The sequence below is a fragment of the Terriglobales bacterium genome (genome assembly GCA_035487355.1).
GTDB lineage: Bacteria > Acidobacteriota > Terriglobia > Terriglobales > Acidobacteriaceae > QIAW01.
On the sequence record DATHMF010000116.1, the window covers coordinates 23,597 to 49,699 of the forward strand.

Annotated in this window: 18 protein-coding genes and 1 other RNA gene; 6 read left to right on the top strand and 13 right to left on the bottom strand. The window is 54.9% G+C overall.

The genetic code is table 11. The features are described 5' to 3' along the window. Positions 1 to 4: 4 nt before the first annotated feature. The 5 genes from uppP to VK738_21405 form a co-directional block, all read right to left on the bottom strand. The gene (uppP, locus tag VK738_21385; GenBank protein ID HTD25216.1) at positions 5 to 859 is read right to left on the bottom strand and encodes an undecaprenyl-diphosphatase UppP; all 855 of its coding nucleotides are present in this window, start codon (positions 857 to 859) and stop codon (positions 5 to 7) included. Beyond that, on the bottom strand, positions 859 to 1,788 hold the full coding sequence (locus VK738_21390) for a hypothetical protein (GenBank protein ID HTD25217.1): 930 nt from the start codon (positions 1,786 to 1,788) through the stop codon (positions 859 to 861). Before VK738_21390 ends, uppP begins: the two co-directional genes overlap by 1 nt. A 176-nt stretch (positions 1,789 to 1,964) precedes the next feature. After that, entirely contained in the window at positions 1,965 to 2,879 is a 915-nt protein-coding gene (locus VK738_21395) for a threonine/serine dehydratase (protein HTD25218.1), read from the bottom strand. Positions 2,880 to 2,914: 35 nt separating this feature from the next. Beyond that, positions 2,915 to 4,120, bottom strand: coding sequence for a hypothetical protein (locus VK738_21400; GenBank protein HTD25219.1), 1,206 nt, complete (start codon positions 4,118 to 4,120; stop codon positions 2,915 to 2,917). 237 nt (positions 4,121 to 4,357) lie between these two features. After that, on the bottom strand, positions 4,358 to 6,037 hold the full coding sequence (locus VK738_21405) for a ribonuclease J (protein HTD25220.1): 1,680 nt from the start codon (positions 6,035 to 6,037) through the stop codon (positions 4,358 to 4,360). Between the two features lie 247 nt (positions 6,038 to 6,284). Here VK738_21405 and VK738_21410 point away from each other — a divergent pair, with 247 nt between their 5' ends. After that, complete coding sequence (locus tag VK738_21410) at positions 6,285 to 9,377, top strand: diguanylate cyclase (GenBank protein HTD25221.1); 3,093 nt, start codon at positions 6,285 to 6,287, stop codon at positions 9,375 to 9,377. Between the two features lie 124 nt (positions 9,378 to 9,501). Here VK738_21410 and VK738_21415 read toward each other — a convergent pair whose 3' ends face one another. From VK738_21415 to smc, 4 genes are all read right to left on the bottom strand, one after another. Then, entirely contained in the window at positions 9,502 to 9,777 is a 276-nt protein-coding gene (locus VK738_21415; GenBank protein ID HTD25222.1) for a helix-turn-helix domain-containing protein, read from the bottom strand. Positions 9,778 to 9,844: 67 nt separating this feature from the next. Then, a complete protein-coding gene (locus VK738_21420; protein ID HTD25223.1) occupies positions 9,845 to 10,402 on the bottom strand; it encodes a CvpA family protein in 558 nt (185 codons plus the stop codon). 2 nt (positions 10,403 to 10,404) lie between these two features. Beyond that, complete coding sequence (locus VK738_21425; GenBank protein ID HTD25224.1) at positions 10,405 to 11,319, bottom strand: phosphoribosylaminoimidazolesuccinocarboxamide synthase; 915 nt, start codon at positions 11,317 to 11,319, stop codon at positions 10,405 to 10,407. A 299-nt stretch (positions 11,320 to 11,618) separates the two neighbouring features. Beyond that, entirely contained in the window at positions 11,619 to 15,587 is a 3,969-nt protein-coding gene (gene smc / locus VK738_21430) for a chromosome segregation protein SMC (GenBank protein ID HTD25225.1), read from the bottom strand. 543 nt (positions 15,588 to 16,130) lie between these two features. On the opposite strand from smc, the gene VK738_21435 reads away from it, so the two are divergent. Continuing rightward, complete coding sequence (locus tag VK738_21435; protein ID HTD25226.1) at positions 16,131 to 16,685, top strand: hypothetical protein; 555 nt, start codon at positions 16,131 to 16,133, stop codon at positions 16,683 to 16,685. Positions 16,686 to 16,794: 109 nt separating this feature from the next. On the opposite strand, the gene rimO is transcribed toward VK738_21435, so the two are convergent. Both rimO and VK738_21445 read right to left on the bottom strand, forming a co-directional pair. After that, positions 16,795 to 18,336 (bottom strand): 30S ribosomal protein S12 methylthiotransferase RimO, encoded by a 1,542-nt coding sequence (rimO, locus tag VK738_21440; protein HTD25227.1) that lies wholly within the window; start codon positions 18,334 to 18,336, stop codon positions 16,795 to 16,797. Between the two features lie 30 nt (positions 18,337 to 18,366). Then, complete coding sequence (locus tag VK738_21445) at positions 18,367 to 20,514, bottom strand: DUF3488 and transglutaminase-like domain-containing protein (GenBank protein ID HTD25228.1); 2,148 nt, start codon at positions 20,512 to 20,514, stop codon at positions 18,367 to 18,369. Positions 20,515 to 20,629: 115 nt separating this feature from the next. On the opposite strand from VK738_21445, the gene ffs reads away from it, so the two are divergent. From ffs to VK738_21460, 3 genes are all read left to right on the top strand, one after another. Further along, positions 20,630 to 20,727: signal recognition particle sRNA small type (gene ffs, locus VK738_21450), an RNA gene on the top strand. Between the two features lie 164 nt (positions 20,728 to 20,891). Next, positions 20,892 to 21,890: a beta-ketoacyl-ACP synthase III gene (locus tag VK738_21455; GenBank protein ID HTD25229.1), complete on the top strand. Its 999-nt coding sequence runs from the start codon at positions 20,892 to 20,894 to the stop codon at positions 21,888 to 21,890. Positions 21,891 to 21,951: 61 nt separating this feature from the next. Next, positions 21,952 to 22,572 (top strand): HAD family phosphatase, encoded by a 621-nt coding sequence (locus VK738_21460; GenBank protein HTD25230.1) that lies wholly within the window; start codon positions 21,952 to 21,954, stop codon positions 22,570 to 22,572. Between the two features lie 2 nt (positions 22,573 to 22,574). Here the strand turns inward: VK738_21460 and VK738_21465 are convergent, their stop codons facing one another. After that, entirely contained in the window at positions 22,575 to 24,020 is a 1,446-nt protein-coding gene (locus tag VK738_21465) for an aspartate ammonia-lyase (protein ID HTD25231.1), read from the bottom strand. A 211-nt stretch (positions 24,021 to 24,231) separates the two neighbouring features. Between VK738_21465 and VK738_21470 the strand changes: the two genes are divergently transcribed. Continuing rightward, complete coding sequence (locus tag VK738_21470) at positions 24,232 to 25,245, top strand: YpdA family putative bacillithiol disulfide reductase (GenBank protein HTD25232.1); 1,014 nt, start codon at positions 24,232 to 24,234, stop codon at positions 25,243 to 25,245. A 144-nt stretch (positions 25,246 to 25,389) separates the two neighbouring features. On the opposite strand, the gene VK738_21475 is transcribed toward VK738_21470, so the two are convergent. Continuing rightward, positions 25,390 to 26,046, bottom strand: a complete 657-nt coding sequence (locus VK738_21475) for a TetR/AcrR family transcriptional regulator (protein HTD25233.1) — start codon at positions 26,044 to 26,046, stop codon at positions 25,390 to 25,392. Positions 26,047 to 26,103 lie beyond the last annotated feature (57 nt).

The window sequence follows — 26,103 nt, forward strand, 5'->3', positions numbered from 1 at the left end:
GCGATCAGCCAAAGTACCCGCGGAAAACCAGAGCTAGAACAATTATGCCAAAAATAATGCGATAAACAATGAAAATCTTCAAAGTACGGGTGCGAAGGTAACGTATAAACCCCGCGATGGTAATGTACCCCACCACCGCCGAAACCGCCGTTCCTACGATAAATGCCTGCTTCATGTCGGCCGGAATTCCCGTGTGGCGCAGATGAATGGCATTGAGCACGCAAGCGCCGGCGATGATGGGCGTAGCCAGCAGGAAGCTGAAGCGCGCGGCGGCGTCACGTGTCATTCCACGGAACAGGCCGGCGGCGATGGTAGAGCCCGAACGCGAGACTCCGGGGACAATCGCTGCCGCCTGGGCAATGCCTACAGTCAGAGCGTCTGCCACGCCGGTCTGGGATAGGCTCTTACGGTAGCTTCCGGCTTTCTCAGCCCACCACATGATCAATGCGACCACGATCATCATGGATGCCACCAGCGCGGGCTGGCGAAAGGTTTCTTCGGCTTGTTTCTCAAACAGCTTGCCAATAATCGCGCCTGGGACCGTTCCCAGCACCAGCAGCCAGAGCAACCAACGCTGTTGCCGCAGCTCTTCCGGTGAAAGCGGGCTGGTATCACCAGAGGCGTCGTCAATTCTGACGTTGGCGCCGAAGGCAGCGCGCAGGATGCGTATCCACAGGCCGGCGAAATAAATGAGCACGGCAACCAGCGTTCCGGCGTGCAGTGCTACATCAAAGGCCAGGCCAGGATCAGACCAGTGCAGCAGGTCGCGCACCAGGATGAGATGACCTGAGCTGGAAACCGGTAAAAATTCTGTGAGACCCTGAACGATTCCGAGGACGATTGCCTGATAGAGGGGCACTATTCTTTATCACTCCCGTAAGTAGGTATGTTCTGCTCGATCTTATATTCCAGCGTCAAAGCGCGGTTGGCCCAATCCGAATCGGGATACTCCGTTGCTACCCGCTTGGCCAGTATGCTGGCTTTACCGGCGGCAGCGGTGCTGCGGGCAGCCTGCTCCTGTGTTTTGTAAATTTCTATCAATGCCGACTGGCGCCAGGCTGCATTGTAAAGTGCTTCGGCGGCTTTAGGCGACTGCGGGTGCTCTTTCACATAATTTTCATAGAGCTCAGTTTCTTTTTCCGGACACTTGGGTTGCGCCTGCCAGTCACCGCAAACTTTGTTGTCGAGCAGATGATACGCAGCCAGATCAGCCCACTTGGTGTGCGGATACTTTTTCATGACCTGGCGCATTACGTCTTCATCCATCTTGGAACGCACATCCGGGTCCTGCTCCTTGGCCGAGGGCAGGGTCATGATATCGGCGTACTCGATTTGCCAGCGGATATCCCCAGCACGGTACAAGGCTTCAGCCGCCAGGGGCGAGTTGGGGAAATATTCTGCCATGCGCGCGTACATTCGCATGGCGTCCTGGGCGGCGCCACGGCGGCCGTGCGGGCGCGAGGCTTCTTCTTCGGCTTCAGCAGCAGCGCCAAACAGGACCCGGTCACCGTTGGGAGTTGTGGTGAGAATAACGCCCTTGGCCAGAGTCCAGCCGGTCAACTGTTGCTCTTCGCTCACCTGGGCAAAAACCTTGACCCAGTCGTGGCTTTTCTCAAAGATCGCAACCTCGCGGCCGCGTCCGGCGGCACCGATCTTCTGGGAGGTGGCGTCGGGGCTGATATACAGCCCGGCTTCACGGATCAGGATGCCGCGCACGGAGTCGGCGAAAGAAAGTGCGGGGCAGAGCAAGAGGAAGAGAGCAATTTTGTAAAACATTCTATGTGGCATGGCAATATTCTAAGTTTGGCTGCACAGTCAGATTTCTTGTCATTCCGAACACGAAGCGTAGCGAAGTGGAGGAATCCCTATTGTGCGGCGATTCTTCACCTTATGCTACCCAAATCCTCAAAGCTCATAGGGATTCCTCGTCACTTCGTTCCTCGGAATGACAACTCTTTCTTCATTCATAACTCATTCTTCAGGATGCCTACCAGCATTTTTGGATCAACATTACCGCCGCTGACTACCGCTGCAATCTTACGCGCTTTTGGTAGTTGCTCGGCATGGAAGAAAACTGCGGCTGGAGCTACAGCGCCGCTGGGCTCGGCGACAATTCTAGTATTGTGCAGGATCAGGCGCATGGATTCGCGAATCTCATCTTCGCTTACGGTCACGATATCATCCACAAATTTCATGATGTGCGCGAAGGGAATTTCTCCTACCGGCGAGGTGCGCAAGCCGTCGGCAATAGTGCGTCCTACCTGCTCGGCAGGGAATGTCACCCGCTGCTTCTGGCGCAAGCTGGCTTGGGCATCGCCGGCCAGCTCTGGTTCAACTCCCACAATTTTTACCTTCGGGTTGATCTGTTTTACAGCGGAAGCAATTCCGCTGATGAGTCCGCCTCCGCTTACAGGGGCCAGAACCAGCTCTACATCGGCCAGGTCTTCCATGATCTCCAAACCAATTGTGCCCTGACCGGCAATGATCTTTTCATCATTGTAGGGCGGGACGGGCACGAAGCCGTATTGCGCTTCCAACTCCGCTGTCTTTTGGATGCGGTCAGCGCTGTTAGGGCCTACAATTACCACCTCGGCGCCGTATCCTTTGGTTGCCTTGAGTTTGATCTCGGGAATATTGTCGGGTACCACGATGGTGGCACGCACTCCCAGGGCACGGGCAGCATAGGCCACGCCTTGCGCATGGTTGCCGCTGGAGTGAGCAATCACACCGCGTTTTCTTTCGGCATCGGTCAGAGAAGCAATTTTGTTATAGGCGCCACGCAGCTTGAACGATCCGACGGGCTGCAGGCACTCGGCTTTCAGAAAAAGACTGAAATCCTTGCTCCGCGGAAAGCGAAGCAACGGAGTGCGAATGGCCACTCCAAGGATGCGTTTTCGGGCCTGCTTGATATCGCTTAGCTTGACGATGACGGCACCTCGGGAGATGGTTTGGCAGGCGCTTCTTTTTCTGTTTCGGCTTGTTGCAAAATTGCCGTTATGAATGAAACCAATTGCCACTCTTCCTTCCAAGACATTTTATGCTGCATATCCACGTGGCTGAACGCTGTAGTAATCAAACGGACGCGAAGGTACTCGGGAGGAAGCTCACGCGCCAGCCACTCGGTTTCTGAAGAGGGAATCACATTGTCCGCTTCACCGTGGAGCAGAAACACAGGCACCTGAATTTGATTCAGATGTCCGGCGGGAGAAACCTGTTGCATAAGTATCTGGTGCTGATCAATCTCTTTCAACAACTGCGGACGCACGGCATCCATCTTGTGCTGAAATAACGCTTCTACGGTTGCCTTGGCGGGAGCGCTAAGCCGGCCCTCTTGCGCTCGCGCAGCGTCAAAGCTCTCCCAAAGCCACAGCCGCAAGGCATCGCGTGCTGCGGGTTGATCGGCAGGAGGGAAAAAATCCTCGAGATGCGCATACACCAGTACGAGTCCTGCATATTGGTGGGCAGGAAGAGATTTGACCGAACCATCAGGCAGTTCGATCTGATCGCTCGCCAAAAAACGCGAAACCCGGGCGAGGTCATGGTGTGCACCGACCGCAACTACGAAATTAATGTCATGCAAATAATGAGGATCAACAGCAGCCAGTAACGCCAACCCGCCGGCAAAGCTAAGGCCCATCACTCCAACAGACTCGCGGTTCAGTTTCTGGGACAGGAAGTGTGCTGCCTCGCCGATAGTCTCGATGGATACAGGATCAACTCGATAATCCGCCAGCTCAGTTACTTCGGGAGTAAGTACAGCCACACCACTCTGCGCGAATGTATGGGCGAAACTCACCAGGCGAGGCTCCTCCATCCCGAGATGATGAATGCCATGGACCAGAACGATCCCTGGCGGTTGCGTGACACCTTGAGGCATGTAAAGACGGGCTCGTACGCTGCCAGAAGGAGCGTTCAAGCTCAGAATGGTTTCATCAACCTGATAGACACCGAACTCACCCAACCTGCCGGGATGGTCGGGGTTATTCATGCGGAGCAGCAGTGACGCGGCGCGCTGGTAGTCATGCGCCGGCGTGAAGGGCAGCGCTCCTACAGTAAGCACAATCGCGCAGAACGCGATCTTAAGGAACAACAGCAGCCGTTTGCGTCGGGTGGATTTCAAGAGGACAATTATAGCTTCACCACAGAGGCACAGAGACACAGAGAAAATTGAGTCATTGAATCATCGGGGCATTGAGTCATTGAAGAAATTGGGGAACTGCGTAATTTGGGTAATTTTCGATTAAGAATTTCGATTTTTTTCCTTGCCACGTTGAACTCGGTTTCACCGGATGTTTCTAAGTACCGAGTACTTGTTTTTTTAGCTGAATGCTGATCGCTGAGTACTGAATGCTCGGCTTCAGATTTCCAAAATCACCGGCATGATGAGCGGACGGCGGGCTGTATTCTTGTTAATGTAACGCTTTAAGTCCTGGCGGATTTTCTCTTTAATCACGCCGTAATCTGCCTTTTCTTCGGCGCTCGATTCCTCCAGCGTTTTCATGACAATGGTGCGGGCCTGTTCGAGAAAGCCGACTTCTTCGGCCAAGCCTCCAGCGCCGGCAAAGCCGCGCATCACGATCTCGGGCGTAGCCTCCACCCTTCCAGAGAGCTTGTTAATCGCGATGATGGGCAGCACAATGCCGTCTTCTCCCAAGTGTCTGCGGTCGCGGATCACCAAATCTTCGACGACGTCGGTCATGGATCCAGAATCAATACAAACCCGGCCTACGGTCACGCGGCCAGCTTTGCGCGCGCCGAGCTCGTCGAATTCCAGAATGTCGCCGCTTTCAATCTGCATCACCTGGCCTACTGCGCCGTGCATGGTGGCGGCCAGCTCTCCGTGCCGCCGCAGTTGGCGATACTCGCCGTGAATAGGAATAAAATATCGCGGCTTCACCAAGTTGATGATCAACTTGAGCTCTTCTTGGCTGGCGTGTCCGCTCACGTGGACCGGTGGGGAAGAGCCGTCTTCGTAAATCACGTGCGCCTCGCGGCGGAATATGTGATCAATCATCCGGTAAATACTTTTTTCGTTGCCGGGGATAATGCGGGAAGAAAGCACGACGGTATCGCCGGGTTCGATGCGTGCGTGCTTGTGGTTATCAACCGCCGCGCGTGAGAGGGCAGACATGGGCTCGCCCTGCGTACCGCTGATGAGAATGCATACCTTTTCCGGAGGATAATTCTTCAGATCGCCGGGATGAATCAGCACCCCGTTGGGAATCTCGACGTATCCCAAATCCTCTGCGATCTCTGCCGAATTGGTCATCGAGCGGCCCACAAGAACAATCTTGCGGCGATATTCGTAGGCCAGATCAAAAGCCAGTTTGATGCGATGAATGGAGGAAGAAAAGCAGGAGATGAAAATCCGCTTTTGAGCCCGGGTGAACACTTCATCGAATTTGCGCCGTACGGCGCGTTCGCTGGGCGTATAGCCCGGGCGCTCTACGTTCGTGGAATCCTGTAATAGCGCCAGCACACCTTCTTTTCCATACTCGGCGAAAGCATGCAAGTCGAACAGGCGGTTATCCGTAGGGGTGGGGTCAACTTTGAAGTCGCCGGTGTGAATGATGACCCCAAGCGGCGTGTGGATAGCCAACGCCACGCAATCCACCAGGCTGTGGGTCACCTGAATGGGATTGATGGTAAACGGTCCAATGCTGAAACGTTTGCCGCTTTCGATAATGTGCAATTTGGCGTTTTCAAGCAGGGCGTGCTCTTCCAGCCTGTCTTCCACGTAGGCCAGGGTGAACTCCGTGCCATAGACCGGCACGTTCAATTCGGTGAGGATCCATGGCAATCCTCCGATGTGGTCCTCATGGCCGTGGGTCAAGATGATCGCCCTGACCTTGTCGCGATTTTCTATGAGGTAGGTGATGTCGGGGACAACAATATCCACCCCCAACAGTTCGGATTCAGGGAACATCAGGCCGGCGTCAATGACGATGATGTCATCTTCCCAGCGCACGGCCATGCAGTTCATCCCGAACTCGCCCAGGCCGCCCAAGGGCACGATATGTAGCTTTCCAGAAGGCATTTAATGGAGCACTTGAAAACTATGATGCTAGCACACGCCCCTTGATACTCAGTGATTTTCCTTGTTTATGCTTTCTTGCCATGCCCAAATAATGAATTGCTTCTCTCCGCCCGACGACCTCTTATGATTTCAATAGAATCTTCAGATTGTCGCGGACTATCCACCCAGGCGATTTTGTTGCATAATTGATGCACCTCCCGGAGAACGGTCTTACCAGGTTACGGCGCACAACAATTTAAGTTTGCAGATGAAATTCTGCTTTCGACTTTCGCACATCCGGATTGTCATGCTGGGGTGTTTTTTGCTGGCATCCGGAAAAATAATCGCTTACCCGGCCGGGGCAACCTTTGAGCTCTCGCTGCCGGCAAACCCTCGCTACGCCTTTGAGCACATTGAACGCGCAGGTCTGAGCACAAAGACGGTCACGGCGTTAGTCCAAGATCGTCAAGGCTTCCTGTGGATAGGCACGCAAAGCGGCCTGATGCGCTTTGACGGCACGGAAGTAGTCACGTTTACCCGTAACGAAGGGCTCCCGACAGCCTTTATTGATCAGCTCCTGCTCTCGCCTAACGGCACTGTATGGGTGGGAACCGCATCGGGCATTGCGCACTTTAACGGCAAGCGCTTTGTGCCGCTGCCACTGCCTTCGTCGGCTATGAGCATCCAACCGATTCATCAGCTCTTTGCCATAGACAAGCGTAATGGAATCTACATTGCCACCACCGATGGGTTGCTTTGGATTGATGGTTTTGATCCTAACCACACGCGTCTGGTAACCAGCAAAGATGGCCTGCCCGCAGGAACGATTGATGCCCTCTATTTCGGATCCGATGGCGTGCTTTGGTTTGCCGTCGGGCACCGTTTAGGCAGGCTGCGGACCCCGGCGTCGCGTCCGGAAATTTTACCCACGGGTATTGGAAGGCCAAAAGAAGCGATCATCGCCATTCTGGTGGATGGTGAACAGAACCTATGGGTCAGAACCACCGAGCATTTGGACCGCTTCAATCTGGGAACCAGTCAATTCATCAAGGATGACGCCGGCATCCCCGAAGCCAATGATTTTGGGGCCCCATCGTTTGATCGCCAGGGGAATTTGCTGGTTCCAACCGTAAATGGTCTATTCCGGCGTATCAATCATCACTGGCAAGCCTATGGTGAAAAACAAGGCATGTCGTCCGAGGCCGTTTTTGCCGCACTCGAGGACCGTGAAGGCGCCATATGGATTGGCTACGGCGGCATGGGGCTAGATCGCTGGCCGAATCCCACTACCTGGTCTGGGTGGGGAAAGTCGGAAGGACTTCCCGACAACGTAGTCTGGTGCACTTTGCGCGACCGTCAAGGGCGTCTCTGGGTGGGAACCAACAAAGGCCTTGCCTTGTGGAATGCCTCCACGCACTCCTGGCGCGTCTGGAAGCAAGCCCAGGGGCTTGCGGGCTCGATTGTCCGCCGGCTGGCCCTGGCAAAAGATGGGGCGATTTGGGTCCTCTCCTATCCCGGTGGGTTGACTCATATTGATCCGGCAACCCTGCAGCTCAAGCAGGTGCGGGTTGAACCCGCCAGTGCACGCGACCCCACGGGAATGGCGCTCGCTCCTGATAACAAGCTCTGGATCGGCAACGCGCAATACCTGAAGACCCTCAGCAACGAAAACGGAAGATGGGTTTCCCGTAATATCAGCTTTCCTTCAGAGGTCATCCATTCCACGAGTCATCCGGTTTTTTCGTCCGACGGAATCTTGTGGACATGCGGCCGCAGCGGCATCTCTCGTTTTGACGGCAAGCACTGGCTGCACTTTACCACCAAAGACGGCCTGCGTTCCGACGTGGTCACTGAGATTGTTCCGGTCAGCGGTGATGAAATCTGGTTTCGCTATGACGAAGCCATGGGATTAGGACATCTTCGGCTCTCAGGTTCCACCGCTAGTGTTGAACACATCACCACTGCCCAGGGGCTCCGCACCGATGCGATCTACATGATCGGCCTCGACCATGCCGGAAATGTATGGACCGGCGGTGACAGCGGCGTCTCGGTCATAGATTCGCAGAGACATATCACCAACCTTACTCGCGCCGATGGGCTCATCTGGGATGACATCAGCGCCGCAGCCTTCTGGGTAGAACCCGATGGCAGCTTGTTGATCGGCACCAGCCGCGGTTTGGCCCACTATGCTCCTCACAAAACGGATGGAGCAGAGGCCGCACAATCCGTGCCGGTAGTGATCACATCAGCCCGCCTGGGAAGCCAGGAGCGCCTCGCGGAAGCTAATCCTGAGGCCAAATACAGCGAACGAGTATTTTCAGCGCAGTTTGTGCCGCTGACCTTCCGCGAGCCCCAGCGCTACCTCTGCCGTTACCGGCTGAATGGTTTGGAATCTGAGTTTACTGAAACTGCTCTGCGTCAGGTACGTTACCCTTCGCTTGGCGCGGGCTCCTATGTATTCGAAGTTTCTTGCCGTCTTGACGAGAATGAATGGAGCGATTCTGCCAGATTTTCTTTTTCCATACACCCGGCGTGGTGGGAGCGTTGGTGGGCGCGCCTGCTCGGGCTTGGCCTGTTGGTCTTTTTGATTTACCTCATGTTGCGCATTCGAACTGCCGCCCTGCAGGCCGACCGCAGACGCCTGGAGGCCGCTGTGGCTGCGCGCAGCGCGGAATTGGCAAACGCAAACCGTGAACTTGCCGAAGCGGCTCTGACCGATCCTCTGACCGGGGTCGGCAACCGCAGGTTCTTCGACAGTATGATTGCCTCCGACATCAGCCAGGCGATTCGCGCATATTCCGATTCCTCTCACAGCACCGATCACCGCGACCTGATTTTTTATCTGGTTGATATTGACCACTTCAAAGAAATCAACGATATGCACGGCCACCATGTGGGAGATCATGCGCTGGTCGAGATGGCGCGGCGCTTTTCGCGCGTGGTACGCACATCTGACATGCTCATCCGCTGGGGTGGCGAGGAGTTCCTGATCGTCTCGCGCGCTTCAGAACGCCGCGATGCTCAGGCGCTGGCGGCACGCATTCTTTCTATCGTGGCCTCTGAGCCCATTGACCTGGGAGGCGGAAAATCTATGTTCCGGACCTGTTCCCTCGGGTGGGGAAGCTTTCCCTGGTTCCGGTCTGCTCCCGAAGCAGTTTCTATGGAAGAGATGCTTACGCTGGTTGACCGCGCGTTGTATGTGGCCAAAAACTCCGGCCGCAACCAGGCCATCGGCATCATGGCGGCTGAAAGAGAACCAGCCGGTCTGCAAGGGGAAAAATCAGTTGGAGAAACCATGGAAGTTGAGGGACGCAAAGTCAGGATATCTCGACTTCCCGGGCCGCAGAAAAAAGCCAATTAGAAAAAGTTTACTGCGGGCGTGCCCTGACGCAAACCTGCTTCCCTCTAAGGGACGTGGGCAAGATGCCCACGCGACAGCCGGCGAGACGCCGCGCTACGGTTTTAGATCAGTTTTCGAGACTAACTTATCGGGCTGCCTTTTTCTCCAGGGGCAGCAGGCGGGCACTGCGCGGTGGGCGGCGCACGCCGTTCAATGTGCGCAGATCAATCTTCAACTCGGAGATGGTGCGGCTGAGCGTATTACGGTGCATGCCCAGTTCGCGGGCAGCTTTACATTGGTTGCCGCTGTTTTCTTGCAGAACAGTGCAGATAAACCGCTTTTTGAATTCGTGTACTGCCTCGGTATAAAGAATGCCGCTTTTATGCATCTGCTGAACAAGAGCTTCGAGTTGGTCCTTCACCTGAGCGCCTCTCTTCCTAATGGGTTGCTATGAAATTAATTCCTGCCGTACGCAATTACTTCCAGCTTTACTGGCTGGGGGTTTTCTGTGGGCCACTGTGGTCTTCCTGTTCAAGGATGAATGCGTTCACCTTTTCCATTCCTTGTTTCAGCCGTCCGCGCAACTCTGCCGGCGCCAACCAACTGGCTCCATAACCAAACACTAGAAAGTAATGTCCTAGCTTGGATTGGGCCACCAGGTTGACACCTGGTGAAAATGCAACCATGCTCATCACCAGAACCGTAGCAATTACGATTCCGCGCGCCAGACCGAAGACCGCACCCAATGCCCGGTCAACCCATTGCAATCCTGCTTCCTTAAAAATCCACCGCGAAATACGTCCCGCCATCCCCGCCAGGAGAATGACGCCAAAGAAAATTGTTAAAAAGCCCGCTGAACTCGCCATCCAGGGTGCGCTGACAAATTGTTGAAACCAGGGCGCAACCCGGTGATAATCCCACGCCGCCAGAAGATAACCAGCGACCGATCCTGCGAGAAAAAATATTTCAAAGAAAAAACCCTCTGCCGCCGCCATCAACGCAGACAGCACAACAATCGCCACCAGGACCCAATCAAAACCAGTCATGTCTATGACAGGTCCAGAGTCCGCCCGGTCAGCAAGCGGTATGCCTCTGTGTACTTCTCACTGGTACGTTCCACAACATTCTCGGGCAACGCCGGCGCCGGAGGCTGCTTGTTCCAGTGGATCTCCTCCAGATAATCGCGCACGTACTGTTTGTCGTAAGAATCCTGCGCCCGTCCGGGCTGGTACTTTTCCGCCGGCCAGAAGCGGGAAGAGTCGGGCGTAAGCACCTCGTCACCCAGCACCAATCCCTTGGGCGTATTGCCAAACTCAAATTTTGTATCTGCAATGATGATGCCTCGCCCAGCGGCGTATTCTGCCGCTTTGGTATAGATCTCCAGGCTCAAGGTGCGTAATTTCTTGCTAAGCTCGGGGCCGGCGTGCTTAACCATTTCTTCGAACGAAATATTTTCGTCATGCCCGCTCAACGCCTTGGTTGACGGGGTAAAGATCGGCTCCGGTAGTTTGTCGGATTCTTTTAATCCAGCCGGCAATTGAATGCCGCATACCGTGCCGTTCTGTTTATATTCCTTCCAGGCCGAGCCTGAAATGTATCCGCGCACCACACACTCAATGGCTATCATGTCGGCCTTGACCACAAGCATGGAGCGGCCTGATAGATCATTGCGGTACTTTTGAAGATGCACCGGGTAGTCGTTCACGTTGGCTGTCACCAGATGGTTCTGGGTCACATCCTTCAAAAAATCAAACCAGAACAGGGAAAGCTGGGTGAGCACGCGGCCCTTATGCGGGATACCGGAAGCCAAAACGTAATCAAAGGCTGAGATGCGATCGGTCGCCACGAACAAAAGATGTTCGTTATCAACACGATAGACATCGCGCACCTTGCCGCTGGCATAAAGTTCCAAGTCCGCGAAATCGGTTTGCATCAAGACGGGATGGTCGGTTCGGGTCTGCACAGAACTCATACTCGAGGATAGTCGCGTATTCTAACCCCACAGAAAAATTTGTCAACATGACCAATTGGTCACTTGACCTATTGTGCAAAATTTCTTCGCTGAAAAACAGTTGACAGAAATTATTTTTTAGTTTTTATACAGGCGCTCAATGGTTTAGAGCTGTGGAAAAGTAAGTGGAAAAGTAGATCGCTTCAAAAAATACAAAATAGAGGCTGGTATTTTATCGGTTGAACCAAGCCGTAAAAACTTTTGATGGCGAACTATGCAACAGGGTGCATGTAATTTTCCCGCCGCGCGGGCTAACTGGCCGCCTTGGCTTCTTCACCGAAGCGCACGGAGACGATCTTGGAGACGCCCGGCTCCTGCATGGTCACTCCATAAAGCGTGGGCGAGATGCCCATCGTCTTCTTGTTGTGGGTGATGATGACAAATTGCGTCTGCACGCTCATTTCTTTTACCAGATCGGTGAAACGGCCGACGTTGGCTTCATCGAGTGGAGCATCCACTTCATCAAGGATGCAGAACGGGCTGGGCTGGAACTGGAAGATGCCCACCAGCAACGCCAGCGCGGTAAGCGCCTTTTCACCGCCAGAGAGCAATAGGACGTTCTGCAGCTTCTTGCCCGGAGGCGAAGCGATAACGTCAATACCGCTTTCGCTGCTGTTCTCCTGGTCGGTCAACCGCATGAACGCCTGACCGCCGCCGAACAGCTTGCGGAAGGTGAACTGGAAATTCTCGTTGATGCGCTCGAATGCCTCTTCGAACTTCTGGCGCGAGATGGCATCAATTTCCTTGATCGAGTTCAAGGTGTTCTCAATGGAATCCAGCAGGTCTTTGCGTTGCGTCTCCAGGAACGAGTGGCGTTCAGCGGTCTTCTTGTACTCTTCCAGCGCCATCATGTTGACCGGTCCCATGTTCTCGAGCTTGGTGCGCATCTCGCGATAAGCCGTATCTTCCAGCGCAAGCGCTTCGCCTTCCACTCGGCCCACGTTCGTATCGGTCAACAACTCTTCACGGCCCAGGTTTAGTTCGTTGCGGCAGGTCTCGGCCATGTACTCGGCATCGGAAGTCAGTTTGGCAATGGCAGCGGAGAGCTCACCACGGCGGTCGCGAGCGGCATCGAGCAACTGGCGCACCTCGCGCAACTGGTGCTCGATTTCAGCCATGCGCGCACGCACCTGCTCCGATTCCTTTTGCAGTTCAACCCCACGGGCTTCCGTAGACTGACGCTCGGCTGCATAAGCAATAAGCTGCTCGGCCAGACGCGCATTTTCGCTGAGGCGCTGTTGCTTTTCCGCGTGCGCAGATTCGATTTGCGCTTCCAGCGAGGCCACACGCGCATTGACCTCGGAGACCAGGGTCTCAATCCGTTGTAATGCTGAGGAGGCCGCAATACGGCGCTCTTCCAGAGCCGCTACCCGCGCCGACATCTGGGAGGCCGTTTGCACCGCCAGGTCGCGCGATTCCTTCATCGTTGCCAGCCTGGACTGTATGGCCGCGACTTCAGATTCCAGCTCTTTGCGGTGCGACTCGTGCTGCGCCGATTCCTGCTGCATCTCCGCCACAGTCTGCTGTGCCTCTTCGCGCTCAGAACGGACCCGGCTGATCTCTGCTTCGTAGGTCCCCAACCGCTGCTGGGTTTTTTCTAATTCGGCTTCAAGCTGTTGCAGGGCATGTCCTGAGGTCAACGCCAGTTTTTCTGCTTCGCGCCTTTCCTCTTCGAGCCGTACCAGCAGGGAAGTAAGCTCAGTAATTTCACGCCCCAGCACGGCCGTGCGGGCCTCATCGGCGCGCAGGGTCTGCTCCATGTCAGAAAGAGTGCGCTGCAGCTCCCGCAATTCGCGCTTCATGGAAAGCGGACCCTCGGTGCGCTGCTTGCCACCCGTGACCGTGAGATTGTGAAAAGTCTCCCCGTTCGGCGCCAGGAAGAAGGCATTGGGGTTTTCCAGTGCCATCTCGCGCGCGGTTGCCGAGTCGGGAGCGATATACCCGTTGCCCAACTTGGGAAGAATTCCTTCCAGCGACTTTCCAAAACCGTTGAGCACCCGAATGCAGCTCTTCAAGGGAACGATAGCATCACGCCGGACAGCAGAACGCGTGTGCTGATCAACGAGGAAAGAAAACTTTTCCTGGCTATCTTCAGAATGCACCAGGAATGTGGCCCGCCCATCGACATCGTTGCGCAGGATCTGCAATCCCTGATCGGCCGCATCCCAGGACTTGACCACGATGTAGTTCAACTCGTCACGCAGGAAGTCTTCCACGACCCTTTCATACTGGTCATCCACCTCAAGAAAATCAGCCAGTATCCCCGCCGGCGCAAAATCTTTTTCCATGGCGCCGGACTGGAACAAACGCTTTACCGATTCGGTCGTATATCCGTGTTCGGCGATCAACGCTTCGAGTGAACCTCGTTTCCCCAATGCGGAAGCATACTCAGCGCGCAGGGAATCGAGACGTATCTTAGCTTCGCTTTCGGCAGCTTTCTTTTCCTTAACCTGTTGCTGGGCTTCAGCAATCTGTGCCGTAAGTGCAGAAACTTTTTGGGAAACAGACTCAAACTCAAAAGCAATCTGTCCGCGCTGCCCACCGAACGCGGTGATTTGAGACTGGGCTCCTGCCGTCTCCTGCTGCAAGCGATGCAGTTCGCGCTCCAGAGAGGCGCTATGTTCTTCTGCCTTCGCCATGCGATTGTGAACGGCGGATGCAGCAGCCACGGCTTCCATGATCTCGCTGCGTCGTGCTTCCTGGCTCTGTTCTGTCGCTGCCAGTGTTTCGGTTGCAGTCGCGGCTTCGTGCTGCCGCAGGCTGGCTTCACTTTGAGCAGCAGCCACATCAGCGGCAGCCGATTCCAGCACCGACCGGTTGCTGTTTAATTCAGCCTGTAAGCCGCCAAGTTGTTCGCGGGTGCGTTCCAGTTCGGCAAGAGCGGCAGCCGAGCGGGCATCGAGCTCTGCGCAACGCTCTTCATTGGTGTGCCGGCGCGAGACGCTGCGCTCCATCTCCAGGGCCAGCGTGTTCAGGTGTTCGGTGTTGCGCTTGGCTTCTTCTTCGATGGCGTAGCCGCGCTGTGTGCGCTCGCCGTGTTCAGATTCCAACCTCTGCACGGTTTCATTCTTCGTCTGCATCTCTGCGGTGATGCTCGCGAGTTCAGACTCGAGTTGTGCCGCCTCACGCTCCAGTTGGGTAAACTTGCTGGCCAGCACGAGGCGGAGCTTTTCGCGCATCTCATCGCGCAGCTTGGCGTAACGCTCAGCCTTGGCGGCCTGGCGCTTAAGGGAATTCATCTGGCGCGTGACTTCATCGAAAATGTCGTTAATTCGGGCCAAGTTCAGCTTCGATTGCTCAAGCCGCGCCTCGGCCAACCGCTTCTTGGTTTTGAACTTGGTAATGCCGGCAGCTTCTTCGATAATCGCGCGCCGGTCATAGGGCTTGCTGCTGAGAATCTGGCCAATGCGGCCCTGCTCAATGATCGCGTAGGACTCAGGGCCAAGTCCTGTTCCCATAAAGATATCCTGGATATCGCGCAGGCGGCAGAGTTTGCCATTCAGCAGATACTCGCTCTCGCCAGAGCGGAACAACCGCCGCGTGACAACAAGTTCGCCGGCTTTGAATTGCGTGGTCTTGAACTTGCGGCGGCGGATCTTCAAAACAACATGCTGCGGAGCGTTTTCGCTGGCTGAAGCATCTGGAGCTTGCGGTTCGGCTGTGTCACTTTCCGCAGTCTGTTGTGCCTCTTCCGGAGCAGCTTGTGCAGCAGCGTTCTCTGAATCCTCGACTGTATTTTCGGGGGTCGTGTTCTCGCCGGCGATGGCATCATCCGCTGCGGCAGCGTTTTCTACAATAACCTCTTCCGGTCCCAGCGGCTGAACGTCAGCGATGTGGCGTTCTGTGTCTTCCGCGGCAGTTGCGCGATCGCCGGCTTCATCCCAATCGTCGAAGGGTTCGTTCTGGATATCAACTTCAGGTTCTGTGAAGCTGGTATTGCCTTCGTACTCTTCAGGGTCAATCAGAGTGAGAGAGACTTCGGCCATGCCAGTAGGCTTGCGATCGCGTGTCCCGATAAAGATCACGTCTTCCATGCGCGAGCCGCGCAGGCTCTTGGCTGACTGTTCGCCCAAGACCCACGAGATGGCATCAGCGATATTCGACTTGCCGCAGCCGTTCGGTCCCACAATGGCGGCGACGCCATCACCTTGGAACTTCAGTTCCGTACGGTCACAGAAAGATTTGAACCCCAGGATTTGCAGCTTCTTCAGTTTTAGCAAAAACTCACTCCCTCATGCCGCATCGGTGTGGTCTTTCAATTGGTCAGATTCCATGAAAGCACTCCCGGCGTTTGTACTGCCTTGTGGGCAGGTAAATTCGCTCCCTGCGGCTGGACAGGGATCGGAAACACAACCATTGCTGCTTAATGTACCGGGTAAGTTACTACCGGTCAAGCATTAAACGCCCAATATATTGTGTGGCATATGCCTATACCGCTGCCTATTGCACAGCCTCTGATGCAATTAGCCAAAAAACTGCTTAACCAGTGCAATTTTCGTTCGGAGATTCGACGAAGGCGGGAGTTACCGCGAGAGCTACTGAAACTTTAACGCGGATAATGGCCGAAATCAAGCGCTAAAGCATAGGAATTACTCATCCAGTTTCCGGGAAAGGGAAACGAAATCCACGTGCCCCTCACTATCTGCTATGCAAGACAACTTTGAAAGGAGCAATTCAAATTTATGAGTGTGCCCAGGGAAAATGAAGCTTTATCAGTATCTCGAAGCAGGAAAAGACCCTTATTTTTTGCCATTTGCCTCGGAATGGCTTTGCTGCTCGCGCGTTCTGTCGCAACCGCACAAGAGCGTCCCCGTTTCGATCCTGATCGTGATCATGATCGAGACCGGATTCACACCATGTGGATTGATCACCTTGTATTTCTGCCGGGTGACCCCAGCGTGCAGACCTCGTTCAACGCGGTTAACTCGGGTGTTGGAGGCGGATTGAGCGGCCTCATCATCACCTCCTCAACCCTCGGCGACGAGGCACAGGGTGGGGGAAACAAAGTCGTCGAGACCGCTCTGGAAGTACCGCCAGGCTTCCAGATTGTAAGCGTGCGCGTGTGCTACGAGAATTCCAACCCGCGCAGCTTTATCACTCAGACACGGCTGGCGCAGGTGCAGAACCCTCCCAGCACCGCCATTGTTTTGCTGGATGACCCAACCCATCTCAACGCTGCGGGTCCGGTCTGCGTTAACAGTCAACCAACGTTGGTCAATCCCGCAAAGGGTTCTGTCCTTCTCGATTTGCGTGTCAATTTTGGCGATACCACCGACAAGATTGTGCTTCGGGCGGTAGGGTTGAACCTTGTGAAGTAATCTCCTGTTCGCAACTGGCAGTTATAGCCTGGGGATGTGAATGATGGAGAGAGGGGAAGTATCTGAGAGAAACTACTCACGCATACTTCCCCTTGCAAAATTGAATTGGTTATACCAGCCGCGCTACAAGATCGTAGTCATGAGTTTCGGTGATCTCGCAGCGGTGGAATTCGCCGGCCTGAACATTATCGAGGGCGCCAAAATCATTGATAAAGACTTTGCCATCAATTTCTGGTGCGTGCATCTCGGTGCGTCCTTCCCAAAGCCAATCAGTTTCTTGCGACGGGCCTTCCAGGACAACATCAAACTGCTTGCCAATCAAAGCGCGTTTTTTACGTTTGCTGATCTGGCGCTGGATTTGCATCAGTTTCTTGCGACGGCCTTCAATCACACGATGCGGTAATTTTTCTTCCAGATGGAATGCTTTAGCACCCTCTTCATCGGAGTAGGCAAAGGTCCCCATCCAATCGAACTCAGCGGCGCGAACAAAATCACACAGCGCCTCGAAGTCGCGTTCACTTTCTCCCGGAAACCCCACGATGAATGAAGTCCGCAATGTGAGTTGGGGAACGGCGCGGCGCATCTTCTCGATGGATTTCAGGAAGATGTCGGCACTGCTGCCGCGCTTCATGCTCTTAAGCACGGGAGCCGAAGCATGTTGCAACGGGACATCAATGTAAGAACAAATCTTCGGATGAGAGGCGATAGCTTCGAGCAGGCGCCCGGTGATCTTGTTGGGGTAGGCATATAAAAAACGCACCCAGCGCAGATCGTCAATTGCAGCCAGCCGCTCCAGCAGAAGTGCCAAGCCGTCTTTCAAGCCAAGGTCCTCGCCGTAGCAGGTCGTATCTTGTCCGATCAGAGTAATCTCTCGCACACCACTCTGTACGAGACGCTCGGCTTCTGTTATTACCGATTCGAACCGGCGCGAGCGAAATTTGCCGCGCAGTTGCGGGATGATGCAGAAGCTGCAAGGATGATCGCATCCTTCGGCAATCTTGATATACGCCAGATGCCGGGGCGTAGCCAGCACACGCGGCGTGGTTTCGTCGTAAAGATAATTGGGCAGATCGGCGATGGCCCCATCCCACTCGTTGCGCGAGAAGCGTCCGGCCGCTTGGCGGGCGTCGCCTTCGGCACGGGAAGTCGACCCTCCATCCGGCTTCGAATAGGTTGCCTCCGGACGCGAAGTAATAATCTTAAAGGGTGAAAAATCCTGACTTGCGCCGGTTGCCGATTGCGCCAGTCCAGCGCTGGCAATTATTTTTTGCAGCTCGCCGGTGCCGACAACCGCATCTACTTCGGGAATATTTTTTTGAATTTCATTGCGGTAACGTTCTACCAGACAGCCGGCGACAATCAGTTTTTTTGCGCGGCCGCCTGGGTTTTCCGCAGAAGCTTTGTGCCGCGCCATCTGCAGGATGGTATCCACCGACTCCTGCTTGGCCGTGTCAATGAACGAGCAGGTATTGACTACGATGACATCCGCTTCATCGGCACGAGCAGTGATTTGCGCGCCCGACGAGGCCAGCATCCCCATCATGACCTCGCTATCCACGAGATTCTTGGGGCACCCCAGGCTGACAAAGCCTATCTTGACCGGGGTTTCTGCCCGGGCTGAGGGGGTCTCAGTTGTGTTTTTGGATGACATGCAATCTTTCTATTTTAACATCTGGTGAATTCATCGCCGGGCGGCAATCTCTACTTCCGCGAACAGCTCAGGTAAGCGTTTGGCGTCTTCTGTCATCTCCCCAAATCGTGCCCGCAGGTAGTGCAGGGTAAACACTGAAACCACGCGTCGAAGCTCAGGTTCAAGAATCGAGTTCACGAATTCTGCTGGAGTTTGGGCGGGCTTTTTCTCACATCCCCGGCGGGCGAGGGAAGCCGTCATGCGTTCATACCAGATGGAAGCCGCCGCGCGTGGGGCGTCTTCTGGCCTCGCCGCAATCCGATAGTCGCGCCAGGTGTGCAGCAGCCTGCGGCCGTTCACCGCCAGCAAGAACAGGGCGACCAGAGCTGTCAGGACCAGGCCGTAACGTCGCGCGATTTGCCGTACGTCCGTCGTGCTGGCATGGCTGACCAGTTTGTAATACCGGCGCATCAGTGCCAGCTTCCAGGCAAACATGCGGCTGCGGGAGAACAGGAACATCCTGATCTGCAGGTTAGATTGGTGTCCAAAGTCGTAGTTGATCACCCATTCGCGCCAGAACTCGCCGACCGCATCAAGGTATAGACCCATGCGCGAATTGCGCAACACCGAAGTGGAACCAGGATCGGGTGGTGTGGGATCGAAAGTGCTCCATCCGTAACCAGGGAAATACACTTCCACCCAGGTATGCGCTTCGCTCGCGCGCACGATGTAACTGGAGGTCAGATCGTTGAACTGGGCGCTACGGAAGCCGTTGACCACGCGCGTGGGAATCTGCAATGTGCGCAGCATAATGGCCATGGCGGAGGCAAAATATTCGCAGTGGCCCTCTTTGCGCACGAAAAGAAATTCCGCTAAAGGATCATCCGGTGGTGTCTGCGAAAGCTTCAGTGTGTATCCATAATGCGTGCTCAGGTAATTCTCGATTTCGCGGGCGCGATCGTAGTTATTGGTTTTGCCCGCTGTAACTTTTGCCGCCAGTTGCGCGATGCGAGGATCAAGCTTGGGCACCTGCAGATAATGCAGCGCAATTTCTGGTGGAAACTCTCCAGAAGCTTTGCGTAACAGCTCTGGTTCGGCCTCAAGCACATTAGAGCGCCCCACGTAAATACCGATGGGTTCATCTGTAAATGCCGAACCCGCCAGGTCTTGCGAGACAGAACGATAATTGCCCACGATGGCGTCTCCAAAGGGGGCCACAAAGAAGACGTTTGTGCCAATCGGTTCCATCACCACGCGGTAATTCAGCATGTGCGCGTAGGGGTGCGTGTACTTTGCAGACGTTTCCGGGCGAAATCCTTCTCCGGTTTGCGGCCGCAGGCTGAATGTTCCAGAAATTCCATGTGGAATGGGAGAAAATGTAAGCGGATTGTCCCACTTGCGGCCGTCAAAGAGCCCCAGCGCCACGCCACGCCACTTCAAATTGGTGAAATTTCCGCGCGTATCGCCGAACACTTGGACATGCATGACGATGGAGCTGGATTGCTTGATCTCGCCAATCTGGCCGAGTTGTACCTCGTTTCCAAATCCGGTCAGCACCTGGTTGTTTTGAGCAAGCTGGCTCAGATAACCATTGCTGGTGCGGGGAAGGACGTAGAAAACAATCGGCGATGTCACGCTGATGCTGATCACCAGGACTACGGCCGCAATCAGAAGCGAGCGGGCCAGCACAGATTGGTCTGGTATTTCGCGCGCCTGCGCCGTAGCGGTTTCTGCGGAGCGTTTCATCTCCATGCTGAGAAAGGTTGTGGCTGTCAAAACGAGAAACAGCAGGAAGGCAAAAAAGAAGGTGCTATCCACAGTGAGCACCGCTGCCGCCAGGACCATTAAGAACGCAAGCAAGGCGAGATAGAAATTGTCGCGCTGGCGATGCACAGAAAACATTTTGACCACCATGCTGAACAGCACAAGGTGCACGGTGGCATTAACAAAGCTTCCAGATATCAGAAAGAAATCGGCAACGTAAAAAACCACGTACACAAGTGTGGCGTAATTGGTGTAGCGTTCCGAGATCTTGAATTCCCGTCCGCGTGCCAGCAATACACCCCGAACGATGAGCGCAACAGCGACGAACAACACAGAGAGCATATCCAGCTTACCGGTACCGGCCAGGGTAAAAAAACCCGTGGCGATCAACAGGTAGAGCGAGGTATCAAAGAAGCGTTCGATCGCCAAAGGCACCCGTAAGCGCACTGCTGAAGCGGAAGACACAGCATTATTGTACCCCTTACGTTAACCATCTTTTTTGTGCTGCGGTGGGTCATTCTTAGGTCATTTGATAAAATCGTCTGTCAGGCATTGGGTCCCGCGCAACGCAATCCCGCCAACCCCGCCAGGTCCGGAAGGAAGCAACGGTAACGGGCTCGTGCGTGTGCAGCGGGTACCCCGGTGCCTGGCAAACTGGCCCTCCAGGCAATAGATTCCACACGCAGCGAGTTTACGAAAGCTCGTGTTCTTCTTGGTAAGGGTGGTTTTTTGGTGAGCGCCGTGCCGCGCGAACCAAAAAGCGAGGGCGCAGCGGTTTACCGCGGAGCCTTATATAACTGGAGATATTAATTTTGCAAAATCTATTAGGCGCCAAGATTACCGCTCTGGGAACCTATGTCCCGCCCAAAATTCTTACCAACAATGATCTTGAAAAAATGGTGGATACCACCGACCAGTGGATTGTCGAACGCACCGGCATCCGCCAGCGCCATATCGTGGAAAAAGGAGTCGCCTCCAGCGATCTGGCAGTTGAAGCGGCCCGCAAAGTACTGACCGAGCGTGGAATCACTCCTGGAGATGTAGAGGCCATCATTGTTGCCACGGTCACGCCCGATATGATGTTTCCCGCCACCGCCTGTCTGGTGCAAAACAAACTCGGCGCCAAAGGCGCATGGGGCTTCGACGTATCGGCGGCCTGCTCGGGTTTTCTCTATGCTTTGCAGGCGGGCGTGCAGTTCGTACGCACGGGAGCCCACAAAAAAGTTTTGGTCATCGGTGCGGACGTGATGTCTTCCATCATTGATTACACCGATCGTGCCACCTGTGTAATTTTTGGCGATGGCGCTGGGGCTGTGCTGGTAGAGCCCGCTGCCGCTGACGAGCCCGGTTTTATAGACTTTCTTCATGAGGTAGACGGCTCCGGCGGATCCGCTCTCAATATGCCGGGAGGCGGAAGCCTGCATCCGCCATCGCACGAGACGGTAGACAAGAAATTGCATTACGTCCATCAGGATGGGCAGGCCGTATTCAAGTTCGCGGTGCGTAAGATGGTTGAGGTTTGCGAGACCATCTTGAAGCGCAACGGATTGAAGGGCTGCGACGTAGCCGTATTCCTGCCTCACCAGGCCAATCTGCGGATCATCACCGCCACGGCAGACCGCATTGGCCTAAAATCCGAGAACGTGATCGTCAACATTGATCAGTTTGGGAATACTACGGCAGCAACTATTCCTTTAGCCATGCAGACCGCACGCGAACGCGGTAAGCTAAAGAAAGGCGATCTCGTACTTCTGGCGTCGGTTGGCGCAGGATTTACCGTTGGAGCAACCTTGCTGCGATGGGCTTATTAGGCAATTGCTATTCAATGGCCTCAAATATTTTGCGCTATATCAGTTCTACCGGCCAAAACTTATGTCTCGGAAGCATCAGATTCGTGTTGTCCTGTTTGATTTGGGCGGAGTGCTGGTCGAGCTGTCCGGGGTCCCGACCATGCTCGCGTGGATGAGCAACCGGGTTTCATCGGAAGAGCTTTGGAAAATGTGGCTTACCTCTCCGGTAGTCCGCGCATTTGAAACCGGACGAGCTACCCCTGAGTGGTTCGCCGATCAACTTATTGTGGAGATGGGCCTCCCCGTCGGAACACCTCAGCTTCTGGACGAGTTCGCACGTTGGCCGCGTGGTCTGTTTCCGGGCGCCCTTGACCTGATCGGCAGAGTTCCGCAGCGGTACACGCGGGCCACGCTGTCCAATTCCAACGCGCTGCACTGGCCTCGCATGATGGAAGAAATGCAACTAGCCGAGGCTTTCGATCTGTATTTTGCCTCGCATCTGATGGGCAAGATCAAGCCTGATGAAGAAGTGTTCCAACACGTGACTGACACACTGAACTGCGCCGCGGACGAAGTCCTTTTTCTCGATGACAGCAAACTAAACGTAGAGGCGGCGCAAGCCGTTGGGATGAATGCTGTCCAGGTCAAAGGAGTAACGGCCGCGGAGCAAGCTTTGATTGAAGCCGGGGTGATAGAAAATTAAGGTTACTTCTTCTTGATCTCTTCTCGATGCTTGGCCGCTTCTTTCGGCACCTGTGGCTCAGTCATGTTCACAGGATCAAGGATTTCCGCAATTTCATTTTCCGTCAGCAACTTTTTCTCGCGGGCAATATCTATGATTGATCTGCCCGTTGCCACGGATTCTTTTACGATCTCCGCCGCCTTGGCGTACCCGATATACGGATTAAGCGCCGTTGCCAGCGAAACCGTGCTTTGCGCGTAGAACTCGCAGCGTTTCTGGTTGGCGGTCAATCCGGCTACGCACTTTTCGTTGAAGACCTGCAGCATATTGCTCAGGATGGTAATGGACTGCAGCACGCTATAAGACATCGTAGGCATCATGACGTTGAGTTCGAGCTGTCCCGCCTGCACCGCCATAGCTACTGCTACGTCGTTGCCAATCACCTGAAAGCAAACCATCGCCGCCAGCTCAGGCATAACCGGATTAATTTTTCCCGGCATGATCGAAGAACCGGGCTGCAATCCGGGCAGATTAATTTCGGCGAATCCTGTATTGGGGCCGGAAGAGAGCAGTCGCAAGTCATTCGAGATACGAATGATTTCCAACGCTAGATTGCGCAGCGCGCTGGAGACGGCCGCCATCGCAGAATTTGACTGCATCGCCCAACGCATATCTTTCGCGGGAACAAGCTTTTGTCCGGAGAGGCGTGCCAGATTGGCAATGGCCCTTTCACGGTAATCAGGATGCGTATTAATGCCGGTCCCAACCGCCGAACCTCCCAACCCTAGTTCGCGCAGCTCGTTGCTGTTCAGTTTGATGCTCTCGATTGCCTTACGTACAGAGACTGCGTAGGCGGCGAATTCCTGCCCCAGGCGAATCGGCACAGCATCCTGCATGTGCGTGCGGCCCGACTTCATCACATCGTGAAATTCCTTTGTCTTTTTCTCTAACGACGCTGCCAGCGCGTCCAGGGCAGGGTAGAGTTTCTCCAACTCCAGCAGCGTGGCTAGACGCATGCTGGTAGGGAAGACGTCGTTGGTAGATTGTCCGTAGTTGACGTGGTCATTGGGATGCACCGTGTATTCGCCCAGCTTGCCGCCCATCAGCTCAGTAGCGCGGTTGGCGATGACTTCATTGCTGTTCATGTGGAAGCTGACACCGGCCCCGGCCTGAAAAACATCCACCACAAATTCTTTGTCCCACTTGCCCTCGGCAACCTCCTGTGCGGCCTGGATGATGGCGTTCGCGCGTTGCTCATCTACCAGTTCCAGCGACTTGTTGGCCTCGGCTGCGGCCTGCTTCACCAGGCCGATAGCGCGAATCAGCGTGGGATGCGCCCTCATTCCCGAAATAGGATAGTTCTCAACCGCTCGCGCCGTCTGCACGCCGTAGTAAGCGTTTGCCGGGACCTCTTTAAATCCAATGGAATCCTTTTCCTGCCGGGTTGCATTCATGGTTGCTGTAGCCATTTTGGAAGGGCTCTCTCCTTGTTTGAATCTGAGCAAATGCCAAACAGAAAATTATAACAACCGCCGGTGATCAAAGCTGGAGTACATTGCGCCAATCCAGCCCCGAAAAAACTACAGTGGAGACGTAGCTTGCTACGTCTCTGGCCAGAGCTAAAAGCCAAGAGCTAAGAGCTTCTACTGATGATTTAGAATCGGAACAGTGATCGAAGCCATGTCACAAGCAACGGAAGAGAAGACAGATGTCATCGTGATCGGAGCCGGCCCCACCGGCATGGCCTGCGCGATTGAAGCGCAGCGCGCCGGGCTGAGCGCCCTGCTGATTGATAAGGGCTGCTTGGTCAATTCGCTCTTTCACTATCCCGCCAACATGGTTTTTTTCACAACGCCTGAGCTGCTGGAGATCGGCGATATTCCTTTTCCCTCCGCTAACGTAAAGCCGACCCGGCCAGAAGCGCTGGAGTACTACCGCAATGTCGCCCAGCACTACCAGTTAAAGATCCGCCAGTATGAAAGGGTAGAGAAGATCTGCGGTAAAGATAACGAATTTCTGATTGATACTACCCACGACCAGCGTGGCGATAAATTCCAGTATCGCGCCCGTAAAGTCATTATCGCCACCGGCTACTACGACCTGCCCAATATCATGAACGTACCCGGTGAAGAGCTGCTCAAGGTTCTGCACTATTACCGCGAACCGCATCCGTACTTTGATACCGACGTTCTCATTGTCGGCGGCAAGAACTCTGCCGCCATTGCCGCGCTGGAACTGTGGCGACGCGGCGCCCGAGTAACCCTGGTGCATCGCGGACCGGGCATGCATGCAAACGTAAAGTATTGGATTAAGCCTGATATTGAAAATCGCATAAAGAATGGGGAGGTTAAGGCTTACTTCGAGTCCATCGTGCGCGAGATTCGTCCGGATTGCGTGCTGCTAAGCACTCCTGCAGGCGAGATCCGAATCAAGAACGATTTTGTCTTCGCCCTGACCGGTTACCATCCCGATTACGATTTCCTGCGCAGCGTGGGCATTCGCCTTAACCAGAACGACTATCGCCCCGAGTGCAACCCGCAAACCTTGGAAAGTAACGTACCTGGAATTTACGTGGCCGGAGTGATCGTGGCCGGCGCCAAGACCAGCGAAATTTTCATCGAGAATGGCCGGTTCCACGGCAAGCAAATCGCCGAAGACTTAAAAAGAAAACTTGCCACAGATTTACACGGATAAACACGGATTAGAAGCTATCTCATAAATGCGCTGTCCGGCGGTTGCTGGTGAAATGGCGATGTTAATGCCAACTATCGAATTGCACCTAACTTTCCACTTGCAGATTTTGGATCTTACTTGGAATTGAGCCGGGCGCTCGGACGTCTATTCAGGCGCATGTTCCTTCGGTAGCGGATGAAGTTGCAGGAAGGCGGCTGCGGCGTCGCGGGCACGTACCGCGATTTCGCGGGGGTTCGGTCGCTCGGCGACGCCGAGCAACAGGCTGACCATCAAATCGCCCCAGAGCAGCCCCGCGAACTGCTGGCCAAGTTCGGCAGGACGCCCTGCGAGCAGTCCGGCCGCCTGGGCCCGGGCCATGATTTTACGCAAAGCGGCGCGGCTTGTCTCGCGTCCTATAGAGTTGAGCGCACGCGCCACTTCGGGGGCCTGGACCGCCTCGGCGATCGCCAATCGGAATACCGCAATGACCGTGGGATCGCTTATCTCGCGGAAGAGCTTGGTCCCGAAAGAAGCCAGCACCTGCTCTAGGGTATCGCGATCGCGCAGCACGGGCAGGTCAACGGGCACGTCAAATCGTTTGGCGCGCTCGCTTATGCAGGCGATCAGCATTTCTTGTTTGTTGCCAACTAGCGCGTAAAGCTCTCGCTTCGAAACGCGCGCGCGCGTCGCGATCTCAAGTGTGCTGGTCGTTGCGTAGCCGCTCTTCATGAACGCCGCAAAGGCCGCCTCAAGGATGCGCTCGCGCACTGCGGTTTCGTCGCCGCCTTCCTGGCGGCGTTTTGACATGGATGTCGTAGCCATCACCCCTCCTTGACGAAGCTGGTACCGTATAGTACCATTATGAGTGTGTGGTACCCA